This window comes from Rodentibacter haemolyticus, from assembly GCF_015356115.1.
Classification (GTDB): Bacteria; Pseudomonadota; Gammaproteobacteria; order Enterobacterales; family Pasteurellaceae; genus Rodentibacter; species Rodentibacter haemolyticus.
The window spans coordinates 1,528,824-1,553,664 of the sequence record NZ_CP063056.1; the positions used below are offsets into that span (position 1 = coordinate 1,528,824).

At 42.5% G+C, this 24,841-nt stretch carries 21 protein-coding genes; 13 read left to right on the forward strand and 8 right to left on the reverse strand.

The window, feature by feature from the left end; translation table 11 throughout:
- Nucleotides 1–170: 170 nt before the first annotated feature.
- The 4 genes from ilvD to IHV77_RS07225 form a co-directional block, all read right to left on the reverse strand.
- Nucleotides 171–2,009, reverse strand: coding sequence for a dihydroxy-acid dehydratase (gene ilvD / locus IHV77_RS07210; protein WP_194811324.1), 1,839 nt, complete (start codon nucleotides 2,007–2,009; stop codon nucleotides 171–173).
- 75 nt (nucleotides 2,010–2,084) lie between these two features.
- Entirely contained in the window at nucleotides 2,085–2,303 is a 219-nt protein-coding gene (gene ilvM, locus IHV77_RS07215) for an acetolactate synthase 2 small subunit (RefSeq protein WP_194811325.1), read from the reverse strand.
- A gap of 1 nt (nucleotide 2,304) precedes the next feature.
- Nucleotides 2,305–3,960 (reverse strand): acetolactate synthase 2 catalytic subunit, encoded by a 1,656-nt coding sequence (ilvG, locus tag IHV77_RS07220; protein ID WP_194811326.1) that lies wholly within the window; start codon nucleotides 3,958–3,960, stop codon nucleotides 2,305–2,307.
- Between the two features lie 149 nt (nucleotides 3,961–4,109).
- Nucleotides 4,110–4,745 (reverse strand): tellurite resistance TerB family protein, encoded by a 636-nt coding sequence (locus tag IHV77_RS07225; protein WP_194811327.1) that lies wholly within the window; start codon nucleotides 4,743–4,745, stop codon nucleotides 4,110–4,112.
- Between the two features lie 153 nt (nucleotides 4,746–4,898).
- Between IHV77_RS07225 and IHV77_RS07230 the strand changes: the two genes are divergently transcribed.
- The 7 genes from IHV77_RS07230 to IHV77_RS07260 all read left to right on the forward strand — a co-directional run bounded on the left by IHV77_RS07230 (nucleotide 4,899) and on the right by IHV77_RS07260 (nucleotide 9,207).
- Nucleotides 4,899–6,413, forward strand: coding sequence for a sodium-dependent transporter (locus IHV77_RS07230; protein ID WP_194811328.1), 1,515 nt, complete (start codon nucleotides 4,899–4,901; stop codon nucleotides 6,411–6,413).
- Between the two features lies 1 nt (nucleotide 6,414).
- The gene (locus IHV77_RS07235; protein ID WP_194811329.1) at nucleotides 6,415–6,513 is read left to right on the forward strand and encodes a methionine/alanine import family NSS transporter small subunit; all 99 of its coding nucleotides are present in this window, start codon (nucleotides 6,415–6,417) and stop codon (nucleotides 6,511–6,513) included.
- 190 nt (nucleotides 6,514–6,703) lie between these two features.
- Entirely contained in the window at nucleotides 6,704–6,910 is a 207-nt protein-coding gene (locus tag IHV77_RS07240) for a phosphomethylpyrimidine synthase ThiC (RefSeq protein ID WP_194811330.1), read from the forward strand.
- 18 nt (nucleotides 6,911–6,928) lie between these two features.
- The gene (locus IHV77_RS07245) at nucleotides 6,929–7,150 is read left to right on the forward strand and encodes a hypothetical protein (protein ID WP_194811331.1); all 222 of its coding nucleotides are present in this window, start codon (nucleotides 6,929–6,931) and stop codon (nucleotides 7,148–7,150) included.
- Between the two features lie 166 nt (nucleotides 7,151–7,316).
- Nucleotides 7,317–7,457: a hypothetical protein gene (locus IHV77_RS07250; protein WP_228549997.1), complete on the forward strand. Its 141-nt coding sequence runs from the start codon at nucleotides 7,317–7,319 to the stop codon at nucleotides 7,455–7,457.
- Nucleotides 7,458–7,747: 290 nt separating this feature from the next.
- Nucleotides 7,748–8,236, forward strand: coding sequence for a Crp/Fnr family transcriptional regulator (locus IHV77_RS07255; protein ID WP_228549998.1), 489 nt, complete (start codon nucleotides 7,748–7,750; stop codon nucleotides 8,234–8,236).
- Nucleotides 8,237–8,313: 77 nt separating this feature from the next.
- On the forward strand, nucleotides 8,314–9,207 hold the full coding sequence (locus tag IHV77_RS07260; RefSeq protein ID WP_194811333.1) for an NAD(P)-dependent oxidoreductase: 894 nt from the start codon (nucleotides 8,314–8,316) through the stop codon (nucleotides 9,205–9,207).
- Nucleotides 9,208–9,367: 160 nt separating this feature from the next.
- Here the strand turns inward: IHV77_RS07260 and IHV77_RS07265 are convergent, their stop codons facing one another.
- Nucleotides 9,368–13,657: a two-partner secretion domain-containing protein gene (locus IHV77_RS07265; protein ID WP_194811334.1), complete on the reverse strand. Its 4,290-nt coding sequence runs from the start codon at nucleotides 13,655–13,657 to the stop codon at nucleotides 9,368–9,370.
- Between the two features lie 461 nt (nucleotides 13,658–14,118).
- Nucleotides 14,119–15,801 carry a ShlB/FhaC/HecB family hemolysin secretion/activation protein gene (locus IHV77_RS07270; protein WP_194811335.1) on the reverse strand — a complete coding sequence of 561 codons (1,683 nt, stop codon included), beginning with the start codon at nucleotides 15,799–15,801 and terminating at the stop codon, nucleotides 14,119–14,121.
- A 262-nt stretch (nucleotides 15,802–16,063) separates the two neighbouring features.
- Between IHV77_RS07270 and asd the strand changes: the two genes are divergently transcribed.
- The 4 genes from asd (at nucleotide 16,064) to mutS (ending at nucleotide 22,246) form a co-directional block, all read left to right on the forward strand.
- Complete coding sequence (gene asd / locus IHV77_RS07275; RefSeq protein ID WP_194811336.1) at nucleotides 16,064–17,179, forward strand: aspartate-semialdehyde dehydrogenase; 1,116 nt, start codon at nucleotides 16,064–16,066, stop codon at nucleotides 17,177–17,179.
- A gap of 84 nt (nucleotides 17,180–17,263) precedes the next feature.
- Nucleotides 17,264–18,211, forward strand: coding sequence for an alpha/beta fold hydrolase (locus tag IHV77_RS07280; protein WP_194811337.1), 948 nt, complete (start codon nucleotides 17,264–17,266; stop codon nucleotides 18,209–18,211).
- A gap of 202 nt (nucleotides 18,212–18,413) precedes the next feature.
- Nucleotides 18,414–19,460 (forward strand): extracellular solute-binding protein, encoded by a 1,047-nt coding sequence (locus IHV77_RS07285; RefSeq protein WP_194811338.1) that lies wholly within the window; start codon nucleotides 18,414–18,416, stop codon nucleotides 19,458–19,460.
- A gap of 200 nt (nucleotides 19,461–19,660) precedes the next feature.
- Complete coding sequence (mutS, locus tag IHV77_RS07290) at nucleotides 19,661–22,246, forward strand: DNA mismatch repair protein MutS (protein ID WP_194811339.1); 2,586 nt, start codon at nucleotides 19,661–19,663, stop codon at nucleotides 22,244–22,246.
- A gap of 234 nt (nucleotides 22,247–22,480) precedes the next feature.
- Here mutS and IHV77_RS07295 read toward each other — a convergent pair whose 3' ends face one another.
- Entirely contained in the window at nucleotides 22,481–23,065 is a 585-nt protein-coding gene (locus IHV77_RS07295; RefSeq protein WP_194811340.1) for a protein-methionine-sulfoxide reductase heme-binding subunit MsrQ, read from the reverse strand.
- The gene (gene msrP, locus IHV77_RS07300) at nucleotides 23,065–23,991 is read right to left on the reverse strand and encodes a protein-methionine-sulfoxide reductase catalytic subunit MsrP (RefSeq protein WP_194811341.1); all 927 of its coding nucleotides are present in this window, start codon (nucleotides 23,989–23,991) and stop codon (nucleotides 23,065–23,067) included. Before msrP ends, IHV77_RS07295 begins: the two co-directional genes overlap by 1 nt.
- 124 nt (nucleotides 23,992–24,115) lie before the next feature.
- On the opposite strand from msrP, the gene IHV77_RS07305 reads away from it, so the two are divergent.
- Nucleotides 24,116–24,640: a sigma-70 family RNA polymerase sigma factor gene (locus tag IHV77_RS07305; RefSeq protein WP_232842166.1), complete on the forward strand. Its 525-nt coding sequence runs from the start codon at nucleotides 24,116–24,118 to the stop codon at nucleotides 24,638–24,640.
- The gene (locus tag IHV77_RS12100; RefSeq protein ID WP_456300212.1) at nucleotides 24,630–24,812 is read left to right on the forward strand and encodes a zf-HC2 domain-containing protein; all 183 of its coding nucleotides are present in this window, start codon (nucleotides 24,630–24,632) and stop codon (nucleotides 24,810–24,812) included. The genes IHV77_RS07305 and IHV77_RS12100 overlap by 11 nt, the downstream gene beginning before the upstream one ends.
- The last annotated feature ends 29 nt before the right edge of the window (nucleotides 24,813–24,841 follow it).

A 24,841-nucleotide genomic window follows, 5' to 3' on the forward strand; every position in this document is an offset into this window, starting at 1 on the left:
AGATGTTTGTTGGTCGGGCATAGCCCGGGTTACGGAAAGTGCGGTCAAAATTTCATAAAAAACAGGAGAAAAATAACCGCACTTTGTCGGGAGTGAACGTTGGTTTCACGCACGAAGAGGGGATTTTTATATATCGTGCGTGGATTGTTATTAATCCACTCCCTATAATTTTATTTTAAAAGTGTTTTATCACGTACCGCACCTTTATCCGCAGAAGTTGCAAAATGACCGAATACTTTCAGTGCAAATGACACTTCACGTTGGCGGTTTGCCGGTTGCCAGCCTTTTTGATCTTGTTCCGCTCGGCGGATAGCAAGTTCTTCATCGCTGATTTGAAGGTTAATTGCACGGTTCGGAATATCAATATCAATGATATCGCCGTCACGAACTAAACCTATCGCACCGCCTGAAGCCGCCTCCGGAGAAACGTGCCCGATAGACAAGCCTGAAGTACCGCCGGAAAAACGCCCGTCCGTCAATAGGGCACATTTTTTTCCTAATCCCATAGATTTTAAGTAGCTGGTCGGATACAACATTTCTTGCATGCCCGGTCCGCCTTTCGGCCCTTCGTAACGAATGATGACCACATTACCCTCTTTCACTTTGCCGCCTAAAATGCCGGCAACGGCATCTTCTTGGCTTTCAAATACGATTGCCGTGCCGGTAAATTTCCAGATAGATTCATCGACACCGGCGGTTTTTACAATGCAACCGTCTTTCGCAATATTACCGAATAACACTGCCAAACCGCCTTCTTGTGAAATGGCGTTTTCTTTATTGCGAATGCAACCGTTCACACGGTCATCATCTACGCTATCCCAACGGCAATCTTGTGAAAATGCCTCCGTTGTACGAATACCGGCTGGGCCTGCGCGGAAAAATTTATGTAGGTTTTCGTCTCGGTTACGAATAATATCGTATTGGTTTAATTGTTGTTCTAACGTCATGCCCAATACCGTGTTGGTATGACGGTGAATTAAACCTGCGCGATCAAGTTCTCCCAATAGCCCCATAATACCACCGGCACGGTGAACATCTTCCATATGATATTTGTTAGTATTCGGTGCAATTTTACTTAAACAAGGCACTTTGCGGGATAAGCGATCAATATCTTCCATTTTGAAATCGACCCCGGCTTCTTGTGCCGCTGCAAGTAAATGCAAGACAGTGTTACTTGAACCGCCCATGGCAATATCCAAACTCATCGCATTTTCAAAGGCTTCAAACGTACCTATCGCACGCGGCAACACGCTGTCATCATCTTGTTCATAATAGCGTTTGCAAAGTTCTACAATTTGACGACCGGCTTTTAGAAATAATTCTTTACGATCCGCATGAGTCGCCAGCATTGAACCGTTGCCCGGCAAGCTCAAACCAAGCGCTTCCGTTAAGCAGTTCATTGAGTTTGCAGTGAACATTCCTGAGCAAGAACCACAAGTCGGGCAAGCACTACGTTCAATCGCATCAACACGTTCATCAGAGACATTCGGATTCGCACTCTCAATCATTGCATCAACTAAGTCCAAGCGAATAAGCTGATCGGAAAGTTTGGTTTTTCCCGCTTCCATCGGCCCACCGGAAACAAAGATAGTCGGAATATTTAAACGCATCGCCGCCATCAACATTCCCGGCGTAATTTTGTCACAGTTAGAAATGCACACCATCGCATCGGCACAGTGGGCATTGACCATATATTCCACGCTGTCGGCGATTAAATCTCGGCTTGGTAAGGAGTAAAGCATTCCGCCATGCCCCATCGCAATCCCGTCATCCACCGCAATGGTATTAAATTCTTTCGCCACACCGCCTGCTTTTTCGATTTCCTTCGCAACAAGCTGCCCCATATCTTTTAAATGCACATGCCCCGGCACAAATTGGGTGAATGAATTCACCACCGCAATAATCGGTTTACCGAAGTCCTGTTCTTTCATTCCCGTGGCACGCCATAATGCACGCGCCCCTGCCATATTACGACCTTGTGTACTGGTCGCTGAACGTAGTTTTGGCATAATAATCTCTCCAAGTAAATTTCGTTAAGTTTTTTTGATGTCGTTTCAAAAAGTTAAACATCATCATATTCTTTTTTAATTGATTGCTAAAACATCCGGCAACTTCACCAACTGATTAACCAATAAATCTAAAGTGCGGTCGGATTTCACGGTGATTTTTAATCGCACTTTTTGTTCGATGAGTGCCATATCCATTGCTGTTACGGTAAAGCCGCGATGGCGTACCACACGCAAGATTCGTTCCAACACTTCAGGGCGGTGGTTGGCGGTGAGTTCAATTTGATATTCATTCATTTTATATTTCCTCCACCATATCGGCATTGCACGCACCCGGTGGCACGAGCGGCCATACACAATCATCCGGCGGAATACACACTTGTAATAAATATGCCGTGTCGCTTTCTAATAGTCTTGTAAGTGCGCCGTCCACTTCCTCCGCCCGTTCGATTCGTTCGGCAGGAATGCCAAATGCATTGGCGAGCATTACAAAATCAGGATTATCTTCTAAAATGGTTTCAGAGCGGCGTTTGTTCCAGAATAAATCCTGCCATTGGCGCACCATACCCAAACGCTGATTATCCAATAACAAAATTTTCACCGGTAAATTGCCGCGTTTAATGGAGCCCAATTCTTGCACGTTCATCATAAACGAGCCGTCCCCGCTGACTAAAATCACGTCATCTTGCGGTCGGGCTTTTTTCGCCCCTACCGCTGCCGGCAAACCGAAACCCATTGTGCCGAATCCTGCCGAGGTGATGTAGTTTTCCGGCGCAAAATGTCGCATATGTTGTGCCGACCACATTTGGTGTTGCCCGACATCGGTACAAATCACGGCATTTTTCGGTTTGCGGTTGGAAAGGGTATTCAGCAATGACCAAGGATCTATCGGGCGATCACCTGCGTTATCGACATAAGTGAAATCTAATTTTGTTTTAAGATCGCGAACGTGCGCCCGCCAAAGCTCAATCTCAAGCGGCTGTTTGAGAGCATTTAACGCTTGAATCAAATCGCCTTGCAAGGCGACATCGGCACGGCGAAGTTTATTGATTTCCGCCACATCAATGTCGCAATGAATCACTTTCGCATTGGGAGCGAAAGTATCGAGTTTGCCGGTTACACGATCATCAAAACGTGCGCCGCATACAAGCAGCAAATCACATTCTTGCACCGCAAAATTTGCCGCTTTCGTGCCGTGCATACCGATCATTCCCATATACACATCATCGGTAGGATTAATCGCCCCCAGCCCTTTTAATGTGGAAACAGACGGCATTTGAGTTTGCTTTAAAAACTCACGTAACGCCGGCACGGCTTTTGCCATTCCTACGCCGCCGCCTACATAAAGCACCGGTTTTTTAGCGTTTTTTAGTAATTTGTCGGCTTGTTCAAGCGCACTTTCGGAAAGTGCGGTCGGTTTTGTCGGTGTTTTTACGTAGGCTTGAATGTGAGGCGGCACTTCACCAGCCTGGATATTTCGCGGCACATCTATTAATACCGGGCCCGGACGGCCGCTTTGGGCGATTTCAAACGCCTCTGCAAAAACATCGGCTAATTCATCCGCACTTTGCACGATAAAACTGTGTTTGGTACAGGCTAAAGATAAGCCCAGTACATCCGCCTCTTGGAAAGCATCGGTACCGATTAAAGGCGCAGCAACCTGACCGGTAATGGCAATGACAGGAACAGAATCCATCATCGCATCGCCAAGACCTGTGATTAAGTTGGTCGCCCCCGGACCGGAGGTGGCAATACATACGCCGACTTTGCCCGTAGAACGAGCATAGCCGATCGCCGCCATCGCCGCCCCTTGTTCGTTGCGGCAAAGTAAGTGATCTAAATTTGCATCATAGAGCGCATCATAGGTGGGCATAATCGCGCCACCGGGATAGCCGAAAAGTGTTGTAACATGGTGTGCCTTTAGGCATTCCATAATAAGTTGTGCACCGGTCATGTTTGCTAATCCTAATTTTTTGTTTAATTTTTATTAAGTAGGACTTTGCATTGTAACGAAATTTTCTTGTATTGGTAGGGGGAAAAAGGGAAAAAACGAAAAAAGAACGCCAAATTATCTTGGCGTGCTTTTATGATTGAAAAGTGCGGTTAAAAACCCGCTTGTTTTTCTAATTGTTCGACAAGTGCTTCATCTAAGCCTAAGGCTTCAGCAAGGTTGGCAAGGAAAATGATCTCTTTACGTGATAAGTCTTTGCTTACTAACCGTGCGGCAAGATAAACGTTTGCCGCAAGTGCCGTATCATTTCCCACTTGGCGTGCGATTTCATTAATGCTAATCGGGTTTGCCATTTCCGTTTCAATCCATTGCGCAAGTTCCGCATTATCGCCGATTTCATTGGCAATCGTTTGTTTTTCCTCTTCTGTAATTTCCCCGTCTGCCGCAGCAGCTGCGATCATTGTGCGCAAAATCAACGCGCTGTTATCTTGTCTTGAGGACGAGCTCAGCACATCAAATTCGCTTTCTGACATAACCGGTTGTGCCTGTTGGTTTTTTTGATAATTTTGGTATGCCTGATATGCCAAATTGCCAAGCACGGCTAATGAACCGAGTTTTGCCAAACTTGCGCCTCCCGAACGACCTAAAATCATCGAAAGAATGCCGGCAACCGCCGCGCCGCCACCCACCTTAGTTACGTTATCCAAGGTCGGATTACCGGTTTGTAAATTGCTTGCGGCGTTTTTCGCAATATTGACGACTTGATTTAGAATTTGATTAAAATCCATAAAATGTTCCTTCTTATTAAAAAATCTCTTTATAGACTGCGCTTTTTTCTTAAAATTCCCTAAATTCTACCGCACTTTCATCAATTTTATTGACTAGATAGCAGATTTCATTATATTTGAGCTCTTTTTTCTTTTTTACATAGGAACAATTTTATGGCGAAATCTACTCAAAAGCGAGAAACCTTCTCCGGTCGCAAAGCGTTTATTTTAGCCGCTATCGGCTCCGCCGTGGGCCTAGGCAATATTTGGCGTTTCCCTTATACAACATATGAAAACGGCGGTGGCGCGTTTATTATCCCTTACCTTATCGCCTTATTAACCGCAGGGATTCCTTTATTATTCTTAGATTATGCGATTGGTCATCGTCACCGTGGCGGTGCGCCGTTATCCTATCGCCGTTTTAGTCCGCATTTTGAGGTATTCGGCTGGTGGCAGGTGATGGTGAATGTGATCATCGGCTTATACTATGCGGTTGTTTTAGGTTGGGCGGCAAGCTATACCTACTTTTCTTTCAGCGGTGCTTGGGGCGATAAACCGATTGATTTTTTTATCGGTGAGTTTTTAAAAATGGGTGATATTGCCAACGGTGTGAGTTTTGAATTTGTCGGAATGGTAGCCGGCCCGTTAATCGCCGTATGGGTGATCGCATTGCTGGTACTTTCTATGGGGATTCAAAAAGGGATTGCAAAATCTTCGGCAATCTTAATGCCTGTACTTGTGGTAATGTTTATCGCATTGGTGATCTATTCCCTCTTTTTACCCGGTGCGGAAAAAGGCTTAGATGCGTTATTTACACCGGATTGGTCTAAACTTTCCAATCCAAGTGTGTGGATTGCCGCCTACGGACAAATCTTCTTCTCGCTTTCAATCTGTTTCGGGATTATGGTGACTTACGCCTCATACCTAAAAAAAGAATCGGACTTAACCGGCAGCGGTTTAGTGGTAGGCTTTGCAAACAGTAGCTTTGAATTATTAGCCGGTATCGGCGTATTCGCCGCACTAGGTTTTATCGCCACCGCACAAGGTCAAGAAGTCAGTGAAGTGGCAAAAGGCGGAATCGGCTTGGCATTCTTCGCCTTCCCAACCATCATCAACAAAGCACCGTTCGGTGAAGTGCTTGGTGTCTTATTCTTCGGCTCATTAACCTTTGCCGCCTTAACTTCTTTTATTTCTGTGATTGAAGTTATCATTTCGGCGATTCAGGACAAACTTCGCATTCGCCGTGCGAAAGTGGCCTTTATCGTGGGCGTGCCGATGATGTTTATTTCCGTCATTTTATTCGGCACCACAACCGGCTTACCAATGCTTGATGTATTTGATAAATTCGTGAACTATTTCGGTATCGTTGCCGTGGCATTCGTATCGCTTATCGCCATTGTTTCAAATGAAAAATTAGGATTATTAGGCGATCATTTGAACGAAACCTCATCGTTCAAAGTCGGCTTTTTTTGGCGTTTATGTATCGTCCTCACGACAGGTATTCTTGCATTTATGCTGTTTAGTGAAGGCGCAAAAGTTTTCTCAGAAGGTTACGAAGGTTATCCAAGCTGGTTCGTCAATATTTTCGGCTGGGGAATGGCGATTAGTTTACTTATTGTCGCGTTCATTCTTTCCCGCTTAAAATGGAAAAGCGAAACCAAACTTACAATAGAATCAAAAGGAGAATAAGATGAGTTCTAGTGCAATTATTATGATGATCATCGCACTTGGCGTAATTTGGGGCGGCTTCCTTTTTGCTCTCCTTCGCCTACCGAAAGAAAATCATTAATTTTTCGACCGCACTTTCAAAGTGCGGTTATTTTTTTCCGTATTTTGTAACAAAACCGATTTTACCTTGCTTCACATAGCATTATGGCTTTCCTTGTCAGAGTGCCGTTGGCTGAGATCGCATTGCGAGATACGTTGAACCTGTGGGTTAAAACCTGCGTAGGGAACAAGGTGTAAAGCATCTCACAAATATGCCCGGTAAAGAAGATGTTAAACAGGGTTTAATCACTTACAAAATCGCCGCCCAAATTCGGGATAATACAATGTCAAAAGCACGCTTTGAGTTCCGCTGGGAAGTGCAATTTAATCTTTCTCTTGACCCCGCAACAGCAAGAGCCTATCACGACCAACTATTCCCTCAAGAATCAGGCAAAGTGGCTCATTTCTGCTCAATGTGAGATCCCAAATTATGCTCAATGAAAATCACCCAAGATGTGGGAGATTACGCCAAATCACTCGAACGACAAGCAGGATTAGCCCAAATGGCAGAGAAATTTAATCAGGCTGGAGGGGAAATTTATCAGTCAGAAGGTATAATCATCGTAGAGGGCGTTAGGCTTGCCATAACGTACCCAAATTACAATGATAGTTATAAGATGATGTTATTTAAAAATCCGCTTATACAAGGAGGAAAATAATGAACCAAGATATATTTACAAGAATATCTTATACTATTTTATTGAAAGCATAAAAGAGCGGTTAGATTTCTATTCAAATTGACAAACAAAAGGAATAGACAATGACAGACACACTTAAACTGGTGATTTTGAGTTTCACTCACGGCTTTTTACCGGTACAGGCAAATTGCAGCAAAGCATTGCGAAATCCGGCTCGCAGTTGGCGACAATGGCGATGAAACGGGTCAATCTTGAATCGCAAGGCAATGATATTTTGCAACCGCTTGTGGATAAGCGTTTTTTCTACATTACAGTGTTAAACACTTAGGGGGCGTATAATTTACGCTTAGCCTTGCATTAAACTAATACGTTTTTATTTTACTGCTTTTGGAGAAGGTAAGATACAAGGGGGGGCGTTACGGAAAGGGGAAGGTGGGCAACAAGTTGCCCACTCTAGTTTTCATATGTGCAACTGCTGCATAGTGACGGAAAGCCCGCAAAATAATGACCGCACTTTTCGTATTTTACCGAACATTAGATCACAATAAATTGATAGAGAATAAGATGAATATACCGATAACTTCCTGTTTTCCCTCCCTTATTCAACTTGGAAAAATCATGCATTATAAGAAAAAAACCACCTTATTAACGGAGGGCGAAATCTGCCAACATCTTTTTTTGGTCGAAAAAGGGGTACTACGCTTATGGTTTAATCAAGCAGGAAATGATATTAGCTTTCAATTTTTCTTTGAAGGGCAAATCGCTACCTCTTATGAGAGTTTTCGTAAAAACCTCCCTGCTTTATATAATATTGAAACCGCAACAGAGGTTCGCTTACGGGTTATTTCATTTAATGAGCTACAACAATGGATTGAACAAAATAATCAAGTAAAAGCCTTTATTGACGATTATATTTTAACCCGCCTTTATCATTATCAGGCACTTTTCATTTCCCGCATTAAACACTCTCCTCAACAACGTTATGAGGAATTACTGACGGGTCAACCCCATATTTTTGACAAAATTCCGCACCATTATATCGCCTCGTATCTAGGGATTACGCCGGTATCACTCAGCCGTATTCGACAAAAAACGGCAAAATCTTAACATTTGTTAATGCCGCCATATTGCTCAAAACCTACAATATGTTTTGTTGATTAAACAAAATTAATAAGGAAACAAAAATGAACAACAACGTAAAAATTGGTTTTATTGGCTTGGGTAAAATGGGTTCGGGTATGTGCCATAATTTGCAACAAGCAGGGTTTGATTTGACAGTTTACAACCGCACTGTATCAAAAACAGAACCCTTTAAAAACAAAGGGGCAAAAGTTGCAAACAGTATTGCCGAACTAACAAAAGAATGCGATGTGATCTTTACCAGTTTATTTGATGATGCTTCATTGCTTGAAATATGCGAACGTGAAATTTTCCCAGCACTTTCTCAAGGCAAAATTCACGTTGGTTTAACCACTGTTCAACCGGAAACGGCAAATCAACTTAAATTAGCACATCAAAAATATGGGGCGGATTATATCGCCGCCCCTGTTGTGGGACGACCTGATGCGGCACAAGTGGGCAAATTGATTACTTTTCTAGCCGGTTGCCCTGCCGCGATTGAAAAAGCATTGCCTTTAATTGAAAAATACACCGTGCAACAGGTCAATCTTGGCGAGCAGGCAAGTATGGCAAATGTGATGAAAATCTGTGTCAATTATATGGCGATGTCGCAGCTTGCAATGCTAGGCGAAGTCTTCACTTTCGCAGAAAAAACGGGGTTAGCAAAGCCCTATATTCTTGCAATAACCGAGCAATTTTTTGCAGGAAACGAAACAATGCGTATGTATGCTGAAAAAATTGCTAAACGGGATTTCGATACCGTTGGTTTTGATTTGTCTGCGGGATTAAAAGATGCGTTAATTTTTGATCAAGCCTTTATATCGCAAGGCATTCAAGCCACCGCAATCGCAGGCGCAAAAGTACATTTAATTGCTGCAAATGCAAATGGTTTAGGGAATAAAGACTGGAGTGCCTTAACGGAAATCACTAGATTACTAGCCGGATTAAAAGCGAACTAAACGATTATTTCTCGCTGTTACGTAGTGGTTACACAAAATGGATTATGGGGGGGGATTCATAAGCCCTTGCCAACATAATGAAATTTATTGACAGATTAACAGCTTAAAAGACAAGGAGGGAAGCTAACTTCCCTCCTTATTTCGTTGATAAGTTCAACGATTATCTACGTCTTTGACGTTGCTGTAACAGGCGTTGCTGCTGGATGCGTTTTTTCGCCTCTTGTTCTAAACGCCCTTTCACGTTTGTGGTTAATTTCACATCGGCTTTCACCTTTTGATCTTTGACCACTTGCGGTTTCGGTGGATTGATGCCGCCTTGTTTGATAGTCTCTTTCTTGGTGGAGTCCACTTTCACGCTCACATCCGCTTTCACGCCTGCAATTGTGCCGTTGTCCCAATCTTTTTTGGCACTTTCTTGCCAGTTATTGACTGGGTAAGGCGTAAATTTACCGCTGCCGTTTGCGGAAAGATGTACGCTGGTTTCGTTGATTTTATCTGTAACCGAGGTGCTACTTACACCGCCTTTGAGCTGATTATTCACTTTCGGAGCATTGATGCTACTGCCGTTAAAGTGAGCGTTGTTGCCTGCAAGGGTGGCATTTTGGGCGGTTAAATCGGTTGTCGTGTGCGTTTCATTACGCACCACATCCACATTTAATTTGCCTGAGCCACTGTCTGGTGTCCAAGTGCCGCTATTTAAGCTGCCGCTCAACGAGAGACCAAGATCAACGCCGGTTTTGTTCACGTTGTTTTTGGCTGAATTTAAGTGGAGATCCCCTTTTCCGGCATCAAGGTTTAGGTTGGTGCTATTCGAGCTGACACCTGTCAGGGTAACGCCATTTTCCGCTTTGATATTCACGTTTTTACCGTTAATCGAAACGCCTTGATGTGTGGTGCTGTTTTCGTGCTGTACGTTGAGATTGCCGTTAATGCCTAAGCTTGCACCATTCGCTCCGACACTCACGCCACCGCCCACGCTCACGTTTAAGTCTTGCACTTGGCTTTTACCCGGTTGAACATTCACAGTGTTGCCACTAATGGAAACCGTGTTGCCTGCTTGTACGTTTGTCCCTTGTAAGGAAACCTCACCTTTGCCGTGAATGCCCACATTATTGCCACCTTGAACATTATGTAACACCGCATCTGTACGGTTACCTTTATGTCCGTTCGCTGTGAAATTCACATCCACAGAAGGCAATGCCGCCCCTGCTGCCGGAATCACTAACGAGCCGACACCCACATTGAGGGTAAAGCCGCCGCCTTTGTGAGAGCTGGTATTTTGTGATTGGCTAAACTGAGCGGTTTGAGCGTTGATATTCACATCATTTTTCGCTGAAATATCTGCTTGGCTGTTCAGTTTACCTGTGTTGATATTGACGTTATTTCCTTGCACATTGGCAATATGAGCCGTCGTGGAATTACTTTGATCTTTTTGGAAATGCACCCCAAGATTAACGGCAGCATTGGCTGTAGCTAAATCTTTAGAACTTGCACTCACGCCGATGGTTAAGCCACCACTGACTTTTTCATTTTGTTTGGTATTTTGAGCCGATTGAATACTGTGGCTTTGTGAATTAAGGTTCACGTTTTTACCCGCTGTATATTGCGTACCAACATCCGTTAATTTGCCAGTATTGACATTAATATTTTGTCCGGCTTTTAGAGCGGTGCTTTGTGCATTGGCTTGTTCATTACTTTCACGCCCTCCTGAAATCCCCAGTACGAGGCTGCCACTCACGGTTTTATTTTTATCAACCGCTGTGGTTAAGGATAAACCTAAATCAAAGTTTTTCTGTCTGCCTTCTTCGGTGCTGTATTCCGGCGTATGGCTGATATTTTTTGCATTTTGAGAAAGGTTACCTCCGGCATTTAACGTTGTGCCTTTATGCTGAATAAGGTTATTCGCATTGATGTTGAGATCATTTTTAGCAGATAATTGGCTACTTTGTGGGCTTGCGCCTTGTTTAAAGGTGTCTTTATGAGCAAGCCCTAAATCAATCTTATTTGTGACCGCACTTTCTGTCACAGTTATAGTATTGGTAATGCCAAAAGCGGTGTTCACATTAGAGTCATAGTAACTATTGTGTTGGGCTTTAGTTACCATATTATTGGCGTTGATGTTTAGATCGCCTTTAGTCGACTCAATTTTACTGCCATTAACATTTACATTTTGAGCTGAAAGATTTGTCGTACCGCCACTAATTACCGAAGGTGTATGCGTGGTTTCCCCGATAGATTGAGATTTATCATAAAAACCCAAAGTCGCACTAGCTTGCCCTTTATATTTCAGATTATCTTTTACATTATTCGCAAGTGCTTCACCCGCTTGCTCTGCTTTCACACTCCCGTCAACTAGCCCTTTGATCGTTTCAACGGAAGATTTGACAACACCTTCGTAGTCTAATGATAGCGTTGGTTGTTCAACTTTTGTGCTAAATCCAATGCCGGACTGATGAAGAACTTGTCTGAGTTCATTTCGGCTTCCTCTGATATTGATATCCTTTTTCGCTGAAATATCTAGTATTCCCGCAGCTTGTACACGGCTACCAATAATATTGACATTTTTATTAGTAGTAAGCTGCAAGTTTGATAAGGATTTTAAGTCAGAACCTTTTGAGGTATAAACGGTTTTAAATCCTCTGCTACGCTCTTTGGTAATATCAAAGATCATTCCTTTACGACCTTTTTCCGAATAGGAATGATAGTCCTGAACGACATCTAAAGTTAGGCTACCGTTATTGCCTTTTACCAACGCATCTTTACCGGAAACCACACGGCTACCTGAAATTTTTACGCCCTGTTGTGAATCGATTAGAATTGCGCCTTTAACCGTGAAATCCGCCCCCTGTTGCTCAATATCGTTACGTTTTGAAGCTAAAGCTTTTGAGCCGGCTAAACCGCCCCAATATTTTTCTTTATCATCAACGACGTGAGAATTTTTCACTTCTTCTGAAACAAAAGAGAGTTTCCCTTTATTCTCAATCACTAAGTCGCCGTCAATACGCCCGATAGTGCCGGCAAAATCAACGTGATTACCGGAAACAACCATATCTCCCTTCACATTTAATTCACTGGCAACATAGTTATTAGCAATAGCAGTTTGTGTGCTTAAACCCGTTCTATGTTTTTTCGGTTCATTACGGAAATGGGCTAACGCATCATAATAATTGTTCTCTTGCTCACCTTTTAAAGCGATCCCTTTTTCTGATTGCAAGACTAACTGATTGGTATCGACTTGCAAAGCCCGCCCTGTCAGCTGATCTTTGGTCGCAACTAATTTCACTTTGTCGGCACGAATGGTGGTTTTATGGGCAGTTTCTATTCGGCTATTATCTTCCTCGTGGTGTTTGTAACTGCCTCTAAAACGATTTTCTGAAAAGGTTTGGCGATTAGTAGTTTTACTTGAACCTAAATGAGTCTTACCACCAATAATCATTGCTTCTTTTGCTTGAATATCCGTAGCTTTTACCTCTAAATTATTCTCAACCACAATGGCGACATTCTCACCTTTAATCGTCGTTTTCTTCAAATTTTCTTTATCCGTCCGTTTAGAATTTGAACCTGTAATTTTACCTTTAATTTCTTGGTGTCTTTCTTCAGATTTTTTAGTGATCGTACCATCTAACTTCGCATTACCTGCCGTGACGATAACGTCTTTTTTTGCGGAGAGATCGCTGCCGTTAACGCTAAGTGTCGCACGGCTGTCCGTAGAGTGAATGCGAATACGCCCTGCTTGAATACTACCGGCGACTTTACCGTCTAGGACTTGTCCTTGCTGTGGTAACACGCTCACCGTGAGTTGACCCGCATCATTACGAGCCACTTGGTTACGCCCCATCAATACATTTACATCGCCATCGGCTTCTACATTAGCGGCTACATTCACAGTCGGTGCAATTAAATCAATATGAGCACCTGAAATCGTACCTTTTGCCGATAATTTGTTATCACCATCTACTTGATAGCCCGTTAATTTACCGTTTTCAACATTCGCTTTCCCTACCACCAATGAAGCTCTAGGGGTATTGATGAAACCACCGCCTTCAACATCGATACCGTTTGGATTAACCAGCACATAATCTGCTTTCTGCCCTACAATTTCCTGTTTGCCGACAAGACGGGAAGGGTTATGGCTCACCACTTCGTTTAAAATCACCGTTGCGGATTGCTGACGTAAATTAGGGTTTGCCGCAACATTGCCTGCCAGTTGTGATTGGCTCGCTTGGCGGGCATTGTTTAACACTGCCCCTGATTTATCCACGTTAAATTTATGATATTGGTTATGCGACAGCCCTGCTTGGCTTGGTGTCGCGATATTGACAATTTCCACCCCTTTTTGTGTGGAAATTTGGGTATTACCGTTAGCCGCTTGAATTTCTGCATAGCTATAGGAGGAGGCGTAGCACACGGACAAGGCTATCGCAATTTTTGAAAGTGTCATTTTTTGCATAGAATATCCAAAGAAAAGAAAAATATTAACCGGTAAGCTGTATTTACATAGCTTATCCGCTATAAGCGGTCAGAATTTGCCAACATTGACAATCTAACCAGGGGGATATAATCGCCCGTTTACAACTAAAGCGATTTTTAAATATCGGTTTCGTATTCTATGCCTTAAATGTGAAAAAAATAATGAATTTTTTTGTAAAAATTGTAAAAATGTGAAGTAACTCACAGAATAAAACGAATAAATTTACGGTATTATGTATCAGTTGCACAAAGAGAATTTTATCTCCGAGATTTCTTAGGGTAGAGTGTCGTTAGGCGAAGCCGTAACACATCGCTTCATCATTAAATCTTGTTACTTGGTGTCGGCTTCGCCTAACGCGCCTTACAATGTTTTGTGCAAGTGCTACATAATACCGTAATAATGAGAAAATTGACGGCTTGTCTTTTAGCACCTTTCTGTTGCTAAAACTGAACGCTCACATTGGTACTGAATTGCTGTGATTTTCTTTGTTCGTTGGAGGCGAAGTGTTTGCCTTTTGCCCATTCGAAGTTAAGTTTGTAGCGATTTTTCAGTTGGAGCTGAAGCCCGATCACTCCTGAAATCGCTTTTGTTGAGTGACTTGGTGTGTATTCTTGAGCGTGGTTTGTCGAGACATTCCGTTGTATCCCCATATCTATGCCTACATAGGGTTCAATTTGCCAATTTTCCCACTGTTTCACCCAAAAAAGCGTGTTTTGCAAGCTTAGGGCTTTTTCCGTAGAGGAGGAAAAGTGTCGGAAGCCCCGCACATTATAGCGATCAAGCAAGTCTTGTTGTTTTAAACTTGGGAGAAACTGGCGGCTGTATTGCCCTTGCAAACGGTGGTGTTGACGAAAGTCTTGCCCGAAGAAATGCCGATATTGAATGTAATCAAGGCTCACATTGAATTTATGGTAGGGTTTATAAAACCGCTCAAGATTATTGCGATAGGACGGCTTGCCGTATTCGTAGCTCATATCGGTTAAAATTAGCCCGTTTTCCCGCAGTTGAAGATGATTTAGCCCGATTGTACCGCTCGTAATGGTTGGGCTTTGAATTTCATAAATCACATCTGCCAGCCCATTTTGGGCGTTGATATGATCAAATTGAACATAGGCGGTGCTGATGCTGTTTGTGCCTCGATGAAAGACATTTTCCACTCGCCCCCCCCATTGCCAAGTTCGTCCGTGTTGGGGCAGGGTTGTTCGATTTAAGGCTAAATCCGCTTTATATTGAGAGATTGACCCAAAGGTGCTAAATCGCCAGTAGCCGTAAGGTACGGAATAATAGAGGGCAACACTGCGGTTATAAGGATAAAACCCCGAACGTAACGAGTGGCTGCCACTGAGACTAAGGCTATCCGATAGTCCGAAAGGGCTATCGATATTGACATAGCCACGTCCAATCCATTCCCCCGTGCTTTTATTGCCATAATTATCCACCGAAAGCCGCCCTGATAGTCGTTGGCGGTAGGTATTCTGTAATGCCAGCTCAATATTGCCTTGCGAATCGGGATAGACGTCCACCGTTACCGTGCTGCCAAGTAGCGTATTTGTTTGATCCAACCCTTGATCGAGATCACGCACATTTAAGGGTTTACCGATTAAATGAGGGAAAAGCATTTCTGCATTGATGATCTGGTCTTCACCCGAAATTTTCGCCAATTTACCTTCAACTACTTGCATAATCAGCCTGCGTGATCCATCACTTTGAAATTGGAACGGATTGTGGAGATAACCTGCTTTCAGATAAGCCGCCGTTACATTTTTGCTAAGCTGGTTCAGATAGCCTTCATTGATACACTCGCCCAACGGTGGAAGCAATGGCTCGGTAGGAATCAAGGTAATACCGCGTAGTTCAATTTCATCAAAAGGCAAACAGGTTTGGCTATAAGCGTGAGTGTCAACCTCGGCGGCGGTGGCTTGATATTTTTGTTTACTTAACCGCTGCTGGCGGATCTGTGTTTCAAGTTCATTAAGTTCTTGTTGGGCGGATTGATAAAGTGAGCGATCATTTAAGGGAGGAGCGGAATTTTCCGCCAAAGCCTGTGGAGTAAAAATAAGTCCGATTGAAGAACAAAGGGCTAGGGAGCGTAAACCTAGAAAAGTGCGACGGGGTATAGGCATTTTGAGTCATGTAAGAATATATAAGCAAGTGGGAAGAATTCTACTAAAAGGGCGACATAAAGCAAATAAAATTTACCCGATATAACCGATTAAAATTCCCGAAGAAACGCTTCTTATTTCAACATCCCCGAAAGGGGGGATATTGACTAGAATTAATGAATTCATAAATTTATTGGTGTTGTCGATAAAAACACTTGATTTTGATTGTGCTATCTTGTAATTAATAAAATCATTCAAACACAACATAGCAAAGGAAAAATTTATGAAAAACGTCGGTTTTATCGGATGGCGCGGAATGGTGGGTTCCGTATTAATGGATCGTATGGTGCAGGAAAATGATTTTACGGGGTTAAACCCGATTTTTTTCACCACATCACAGGCAGGGCAAAAAGCACCGGTATTCGGTGGCAAAGATGCCGGTGATTTGAAAAACGCTTTTGATATTGAAGAACTGAAAAAATTAGACATCATCGTTACTTGTCAAGGCGGTGATTATACAAATGAAGTTTATCCGAAATTAAAAGCCGCTGGCTGGGATGGTTATTGGGTGGATGCCGCATCCGCATTACGTATGAAAGATGAAGCGATCATCGTATTAGATCCGGTAAACCAACACGTTATTTCCGAAGGCTTGAAAAACGGCATAAAAACTTTCGTGGGTGGTAACTGTACGGTGAGTTTAATGCTAATGGCAATCGGCGGTTTATTCGAGAAAGATTTAGTGGAATGGATCTCTGTCGCGACTTACCAAGCCGCTTCCGGTGCCGGTGCGAAAAATATGCGTGAATTACTCGCACAAATGGGATTATTACGTGATGCGGTAAAAGAGGAACTAGCGAATCCGGCTTCTTCAATTTTAGAAATTGAACGTAAAGTAACGGCAGAAATGCGTTCCGATAGTTTCCCGACAGAAAACTTTGGCGCGGCGTTAGGCGGTAGCCTCATTCCTTGGATCGACAAACTGCTTCCTGAAACAGGACAAACCAAAGAAGAATGGAAAGGTTATGCCGAAACCAACAAAATTTTGGGATTAAGCGACAACCCGATTCCGGTTGACGGCTTGTGCGTGCGTATTGGGGCATTACGCTGCCACAGCCAAGCCTTCACCATCAAATTGAAAAAAGATTTACCATTGGAAGAAATCGAACAAATTATCGCTTCACACAACGAATGGGTTAAAGTGATTCCAAATGATAAAGAAACCACATTACGTGAATTAACCCCGGCGAAAGTAACCGGCACATTAAGCGTACCTGTCGGCCGTTTACGCAAATTAGCAATGGGGCCGGAATACTTGGCGGCTTTCACTGTGGGAGACCAATTATTATGGGGGGCGGCAGAGCCGGTTCGCCGTATCTTAAAACAATTAGTGGTATAAGTTATCAGGTGTGTGAAAGGGCATTTCACACACTTTTTTCTCTCAAAATATGATTTTTATCAATATTCCTTGTCCGAAGTATCTATGATTCGAGAACCAAAGTTTACCCAATTTGCCTTAGCCGAACTTTTGCCTTTCTTCGAGCGATTTCCTACGCGATTCCTCGTGGGAGAAAATAACATCAATATTGCCTATCGTCATTTTACACATAATGAAAGTGCGGTCAGAAAATTAATGGTTTTAGTGAACGGTAGGGCGGAGAATATGTTGAAATGGTCGGAACTTGCCTATGATTTTTATCATCAAGGCTATGATGTTCTGCTCTTTGATCACCGTGGACAAGGCTATTCGGCAAGACTTCTAAAGGATACGGAAAAAGGACACTTAGACGAATTTCGTTTCTATGTCGATGATATGGCAAAAGTGATAGAAAAAACGACCGCACTTTTTGAGTATCACACTCAACATTTGCTTGCCCATTCTCTTGGTTCGTTAATCGCTGCCTATTACTTGGCAAATTGTGATCATCACATCGAAAAAGCCGTATTATCTTCCCCATTTTTCGGCGTACCGCTAAAACATCCTATTCGTGATGAACTCATTGTGGCGGTGATGAATTTGCTTGGGCAGGGTACCCGTTATGTTTTTGGCAAAGGGGCTTACAAACCTGCGCAGTTAGACAGTAATGAACTCAGTTTTTGCAAAACCCGAATGAAGTGGATGAATCGGATAAATCGAAAATATGCCGAACTTCACCTCGGCGGCCCAACTTTTCGTTGGGTACATTTATGTCTCAACGCAATTAAGCGATTACCCAGCGTTCTCCCACGTATTGAAATTCCGGTGTTAATACTGCAATCGGAAAAAGAAAAAATCGTAGATAACAAAACCTTAGAAAAATTGACCGCTCTTTTCCCTAACGCACATTGTGAATTAGTACAAAACGCTAAACACGAGATTTTGTTTGAGCGGGACGGTTTAAGGGAAAATGTCATAAAAAGTATCACGCAATTTTTTGAAAGCCATAATTGAGTAAGTTGGCTTTTTCTGCGTTTAAAAACTCATCATACCTCTCCCTATTTCCAACTCATAGATGTAAAAAATGTTGTAAATAGAACCTGTTAGCTTAAAATCGCTGAGCCTCAAATACTAAGGTTTTTCCCTCTTTGAGTGTGGTGATCTCAGTTTAAAGAGATCGGGTTTTATTTTCTGTTACAAGGAGAATAAAAAAATTATGAAAAAATTGACTGCACTTTTTACTTCAAGTGTATTTTTATTAAGCACCCACAGTATTGCAACTGCGAATGACAATACGGTTTATCTCTATACTTGGAGCGAATACGTGCCGGAGGGGTTACTGGATAACTTTACTAAGGAAACCGGTATTAAAGTAATTGTGTCCAGTTTGGAATCAAATGAAACCATGTATGCCAAGCTGAAAACGCAAGGTAAAAACAGCGGTTATGATGTGATTGCACCAACCAGCTATTTTGTCTCTAAAATGATACGAGAAGATATGCTGAAAGAATTAAATCACGAAAAACTGCCTGTCATCAAAGAATTAGATCCGAATATGTTGGATAAACCTTTTGATAAAGGCAACAAATATTCATTACCGCAATTATTCGGGGCGACCGGTATTGCTTACAACACAGAAACACAAAATCCCGCCCAATTTCAATCATGGGGCGATCTGTGGAAACCTGAATTTAAGGGAAGCTTACAGATGTTGGATGATCCAAGGGAATTGTTCAATATTGCACTATTAAAAATGAACAAAGACCCGAATACGCAAGATCCAAAGGTATTGGAAGAAGCTTATCAAGAATTGCTTAAATTGCGTGGCAATATTTTAGCATTTAATTCGGATAATCCGTCCAGCGGCTTTATTTCGGGCGAAACGGAAGTAGGCTTATTGTGGAACGGTTCCGTTCGCATTGCCAAAAATGAAGGCGCTAAAATTGAAATGGTTTATCCGAAAGAAGGCACAATGCTTTGGATTGATAATTTAGCGATTCCTAAAACCGCTAAAAATGTGGAAGGTGCGCATAAGCTAATTAATTATTTGTTAAGTGCTGATGTTGCAGAAAAACTTACCCTACAAATCGGCTATCCGACTTCTAATCTCAATGCATTAAAACGTTTGCCGAAAGAATTGACTGACGATCATTCAACATTTATTTCTCAGGATGTGATCGATAGAAGCCAATGGCAACTCGATGTGAATGATGCCATTGACTTGTACGAAGGCTATTATCAAAAATTAAAAACCGCTCAATAATATTGACGGAGAAACCATAAACCGCACAAAAGTGCGGTTTATTTTTTAACTAAAGATAATGAAACGCTTACATAGAAACTAGCACTTGATGAAATTGTAATTGGCTTTTTTCTCTTTCTACCTCTAAAATAACCTACATTAAAACCTATATTTTTCGACCAATATTGCCGTCTATTTTTTAGCATAAAACAGGTAACTCAATGATTTCAGAAGAAAATGTCTCTCAACACACCCCAATGATGCAGCAATATCTCAAGCTTAAAGCGGAAAATCCGGATATTTTGTTGTTTTATCGAATGGGGGATTTCTATGAGCTGTTTTATGATGATGCGAAGAAAGCCGCTGCACTATTGGATATTTCTTTAACGAAGCGAGGACAATCGGCAGGGCAGCCGATTCCTATGGCGGGTGTGCCTTACCACGCTATAGAGGGCTATTTGGCTAAATTGGTGCAGTTGGGCGAACCTGTCGCCATTTGTGAACAAGTAGGCGATCCGGCAATGAGTAAAGGACCTGTTGAACGTCAAATCGTACGCATTGTTACACCCGGTACAGTGAGTGACGAAGCCTTATTACCGGAACGGCAGGATAATTTGATTGCTGCCGTATATCAAGAAAAGGATAGATTCGGTTTAGCCACATTAGATATGACTTCCGGGCGTTTTCAACTTTGTGAACCTTCGGATAAAGAGACCTTGCGAGCGGAATTGCAACGCATTTCGCCGGTTGAGATGCTTTACTGTGAAGATTTTAGTGAAATGGCTGCGATTGAACAGTGTAGAGGCTTGCGTCGTCGCCCTATTTGGGAATTTGAACTCAGTACGGCGATTACGTTGCTAAACCACCAATTCGGTACAAAAGATTTACGCGCCTTTGGGGTGGAAAAATCACCGCTTGGTTTGAGTGCGGCGGGCTGCTTGTTGCAATACGCAAAAGAAACCCAACGCACGGCATTACCGCATATTCAAAGTATCAGTGTGATTCAAAATCAAGACAGCATCCAACTTGATGCGGCAACACGCCGTAATCTGGAACTCACACAAAACCTTGCCGGTGGAACGGAAAATACCTTGGCTTCCGTGCTGGATAAATGTGTTACCCCAATGGGGAGCCGCTTGCTGAAACGTTGGATTCATCAACCGATTCGCGACAGAGAGAAATTACAACAACGACAACAGACCATTGCGGAAATTCTTAATTTTGATCTTGTCGATGAGCTACAACCTTATTTACAACAAGTAGGGGATATGGAACGTATTTTAGCCCGTGTTGCATTACGTTCCGCACGTCCGCGTGATTTAACACGTTTACGCACCGCATTGGCTCAAATTCCTGAGTTAAGTTCTATTATTCAACAAAAAACACCACCGTTTTTAACCGCACTTTTCAATCAAATTAGTGATTTTAGCGAGCAATATGATCTCCTCCAAAGAGCGATTATCGAGACACCGCCTTTATTAATTCGTGATGGCGGCGTGATTGCAGAAGGCTACAATAGCGAATTGGATGAATGGCGGGCGCTTTCTGACGGTGCAACACAATATCTTGAAAATCTTGAAAAACGTGAGCGTGAAAGCACGGGAATCGATACGCTTAAAATCGGCTTTAATGCGGTGCACGGTTATTACATTCAAATCAGCCAAGGTCAAGCGCATAGAGCACCGATTCATTACGTACGCCGTCAAACGTTGAAGAATGCCGAGCGTTATATTATCCCCGAACTCAAAGAATATGAAGACAAAGTGCTGAAATCTAAAGGTGCGGCATTGGCGTTGGAAAAACAACTTTATGAGGAATTGTTCGATTTATTATTACCGCACTTAGGTGCATTGCAGCTGGCTAGTCTTGTTTTATCGGAGCTTGATGTACTGGTGAACTTGGCAGAACGCGCCGACACTTTAAATTACGTAATGCCGACTTTTTGTGATGATATTCGTATGAGTATTGAAAACGGTCGCCATCCTGTTGTCGAGCGAGTGCTAAAGGAGCCGTTTATTGCCAACCCTGTTGAACTGAATTCCGAGCGCCATTTGCTGATTATCACCGGCCCCAATATGGGAGGGAAAAGCACTTATATGCGCCAAACCGCATTGATCACGCTGATGGCGTATATCGGCAGTTTTGTGCCTGCGGATAGTGTGCAGATCGGTCCGATTGATCGCATTTTTACCCGTATCGGTGCATCGGATGATCTCGCCTCCGGTCGCTCCACTTTTATGGTGGAAATGACGGAAATGGCGAATATTCTCCATCAAGCCACAGCACAAAGTCTAGTTCTTATTGATGAAATAGGACGTGGTACTTCTACCTATGACGGGCTTTCCCTTGCTTGGGCTTGTGCGGAATGGTTGGCGAAAAAGATTCATTCCCTCACTTTATTTGCCACCCATTACTTTGAACTCACCGCTTTACCGGAACAGTTTGAGGGCATTAAAAATGTGCATTTGGATGCCTTAGAACATAACAACTCCATTGCTTTTATGCACGCCGTACAAGAAGGGGCAGCCAGTAAAAGCTACGGTTTGGCGGTGGCTGCATTAGCCGGCGTGCCGCAATCCGTGATTAAATTGGCAAAACAAAAATTAACCCACCTAGAAAAAATTTCAGGACATTCGGCGGATCAGCAAATTCAAGCCTTGCGTGAAGCCAATCAAAATCAAGGAGAGTTAATGTTTGAACAAGAAAATGATGTTTTACGTGAAGCCATTGAAAAACTCGATCCTGATGAACTCAGTCCCAAACAGGCCTTGGCTTATTTGTATCAGTTAAAGAAAATGGTGAATTAAAAAACATTCAGAAAAATGTACATAATCGCTTTGAGTGATGGCTATATCACAAGGCCAGCATTGGAAAATCAACATTCAAAATCTAAAGATTCTCAGTATTATGTATCGGTTACATAAAGAGAATTTTATCTCTGAGACTTCTTAGGGTGGGGGGAGTAAAGTAGTAACGCACTGCTTCATCATTAAATCTTGATACTTGGTGCGTTACGGCTTGGCCTAACGCACCTTACAATGTTAACGAATAAATTTGGACGAAAGGCACTTCCATATCAAAATAATCAGCACGCAAACACCGATAATAATCGGTGCAAGTGTAACGCTTTTTACCGACCAATAATAATGTACTGCCGCAAGTCCAATGGCAAGATAAGCCAATTGGTGAATTTTAAACCATTTTTGCCCTAATTTCCGTTTTAGTGAAGGTAATGATGTGATTGCCATTAAGGTTAAAATGGCAAAGGCGATAAAACCCAGGAGCAAATAGGGGCGAGTAAATAGCTCACTGAAAAACAGATTTATATCTAGCCCTAATTCCAACGTAAAATAGCCGGTGATATGTAAGGCTGCCCAAACAAAAGCCCATAGTCCGAGTGGTCGGCGTAAAATTTGATACTGATTTTTTTGCAGTAATTGCAAGATAATGCCGACAAAAAACATCACGCAAAAAATAATGATTGCGGTGTAACCGAGAAAATGTTCAATTTCTTTAATCGGATCGCTGCCGAGTAGGTTAGGAGCGTCATCGCTAAGGACGTAACCCAGCCATATTGCGGGACTGATACAGGATAAATGAATGAATATTCGCCAAAAACGTAGCATTAGAAATTTTTCCCTAGATCTAAACCTGTGTATAAATGAGCGACTTCTTTTTCGTAGCCGTTGAACATTAACGTGGGTTGTCGTTTGACCGATAACAGTCCACCACTGCCGATAACCCTTTCAGATGATTGAGACCAACGGGGATGATCTACATTCGGATTTACATTAGCGTAAAAACCGTATTCGTTAGGAGCGAGTTTTTCCCAAGTGGTTAATGGGCGGTTTTCCGAGAAAGTAATTTTAACGATGGACTTGATACTTTTAAAGCCATATTTCCACGGCACAACCAGCCGGATTGGCGCGCCATTTTGCGGTAGTAGGGGCTTGCCGTATAAACCTGTTGCCAGTAATGTTAATGAGTTTAGCGCCTCGTCTAAACGCAAGGCTTCCACATAAGGGTAATCAATCCCACCGCCGAAAAAGTGGTTTTTTTGCCCCGGCATTTGTTCGGGATCAAACAGGGTATGGAAAACAACATATTTGGCTTTGGAAGTCGGCTTTGCTTTTTCAATTAAGCGGGCCAGTTCAAATCCCTGCCAAGGAATGACCATTGACCAAGCCTCAACGCAACGAAAGCGATAAATACGTTCTTCTAGGGGAAAGGTGTTGGTTAGGGCTGCGTAGTCGAGGGTAAAAGGTTGCTCGACTTCACCGCTAATTTCAAGTTGCCAGGGGTTGGTCTTAAATGCTTTGGCATAGCGGGCAGGAGAGCCTTTATCTACACCGAATTCATAAAAATTATTGTAACCGATCACTTTCTCTTCGGGAGTTAGTTCCAAAGTATTGAGGGATGTTGAATTTATAGGAACATTGGCAAAGTGGGTTTTCGGCAATAATGCGCCCGCCATTCCAAGCCCAAGTGCGGTGATAATTTTGCGTCTTTGTTTAAAAATCGTCTCAGGGGTTACGTCAGATTGCTTTAGCATTGTTTTTTTCCTTTTTATAAAAATGGTTCTCTTTTGACTGAAATCATTTAAAATTCTTACAAAAAAATTAAAAAGTGAAATGTACAGTCTCTCAAATAAAGAAATTGATGAAATACGGCTACAAATGCTTAAATTTACTGTATTACAACTCTCTGACCGGAGTTTGGCAGAAGATATAGTTCAAGAAGCCTTTGAATCCGCTTATAAATATGCTGATACCTTCCGAGGGAAAGCGGCACTGAAAACGTGGATATTTGCGATTCTTAAAAATAAGATTATTGATGCTTTGAAGCGAAAAAATCAGTTGATTACAGTATCGGAATTGGTTGAGGAGCAAGACGTTGAGCATTTTTTTGATCAACAGGGGCATTGGCATAAAAATGAGGCGGTTTCAGATTGGGGTGGCGCGCAATCAGCCGTTTATAAAAGTGAATTTTGGGCGATTTTCCATCTTTGTTTAAATAAACTGACTTCTCAGCAAGCCCGTGTTTTTATGATGCGTAATTATATCGGTCTATCCGCTCGAGAGATTTGTCAAGAATGCAATATCTCGATTACGAATCTCAATGTGTTACTTTATCGTGCCAGATTACAGCTACAAGTTTGTTTGTCAAAAAATTGGTTTAATGGTGAAAATGATGCAATGTAAACAAGCGACTCAATTTATTTCATTATCTTATGAGCGGCCTTTGTCGGTTTATCAGAAAATTCGTCTTAAAACCCATTTACTCATCTGCCCGCATTGTCGGGCTTTTGGTAAGAATACCGAACGAGTACATCATTTCCTAAAAAATTATTGTCAAGGCGAAGGGGAAAAATAAAAAAGCAACAACCTTTTGGCTGTTGCTTT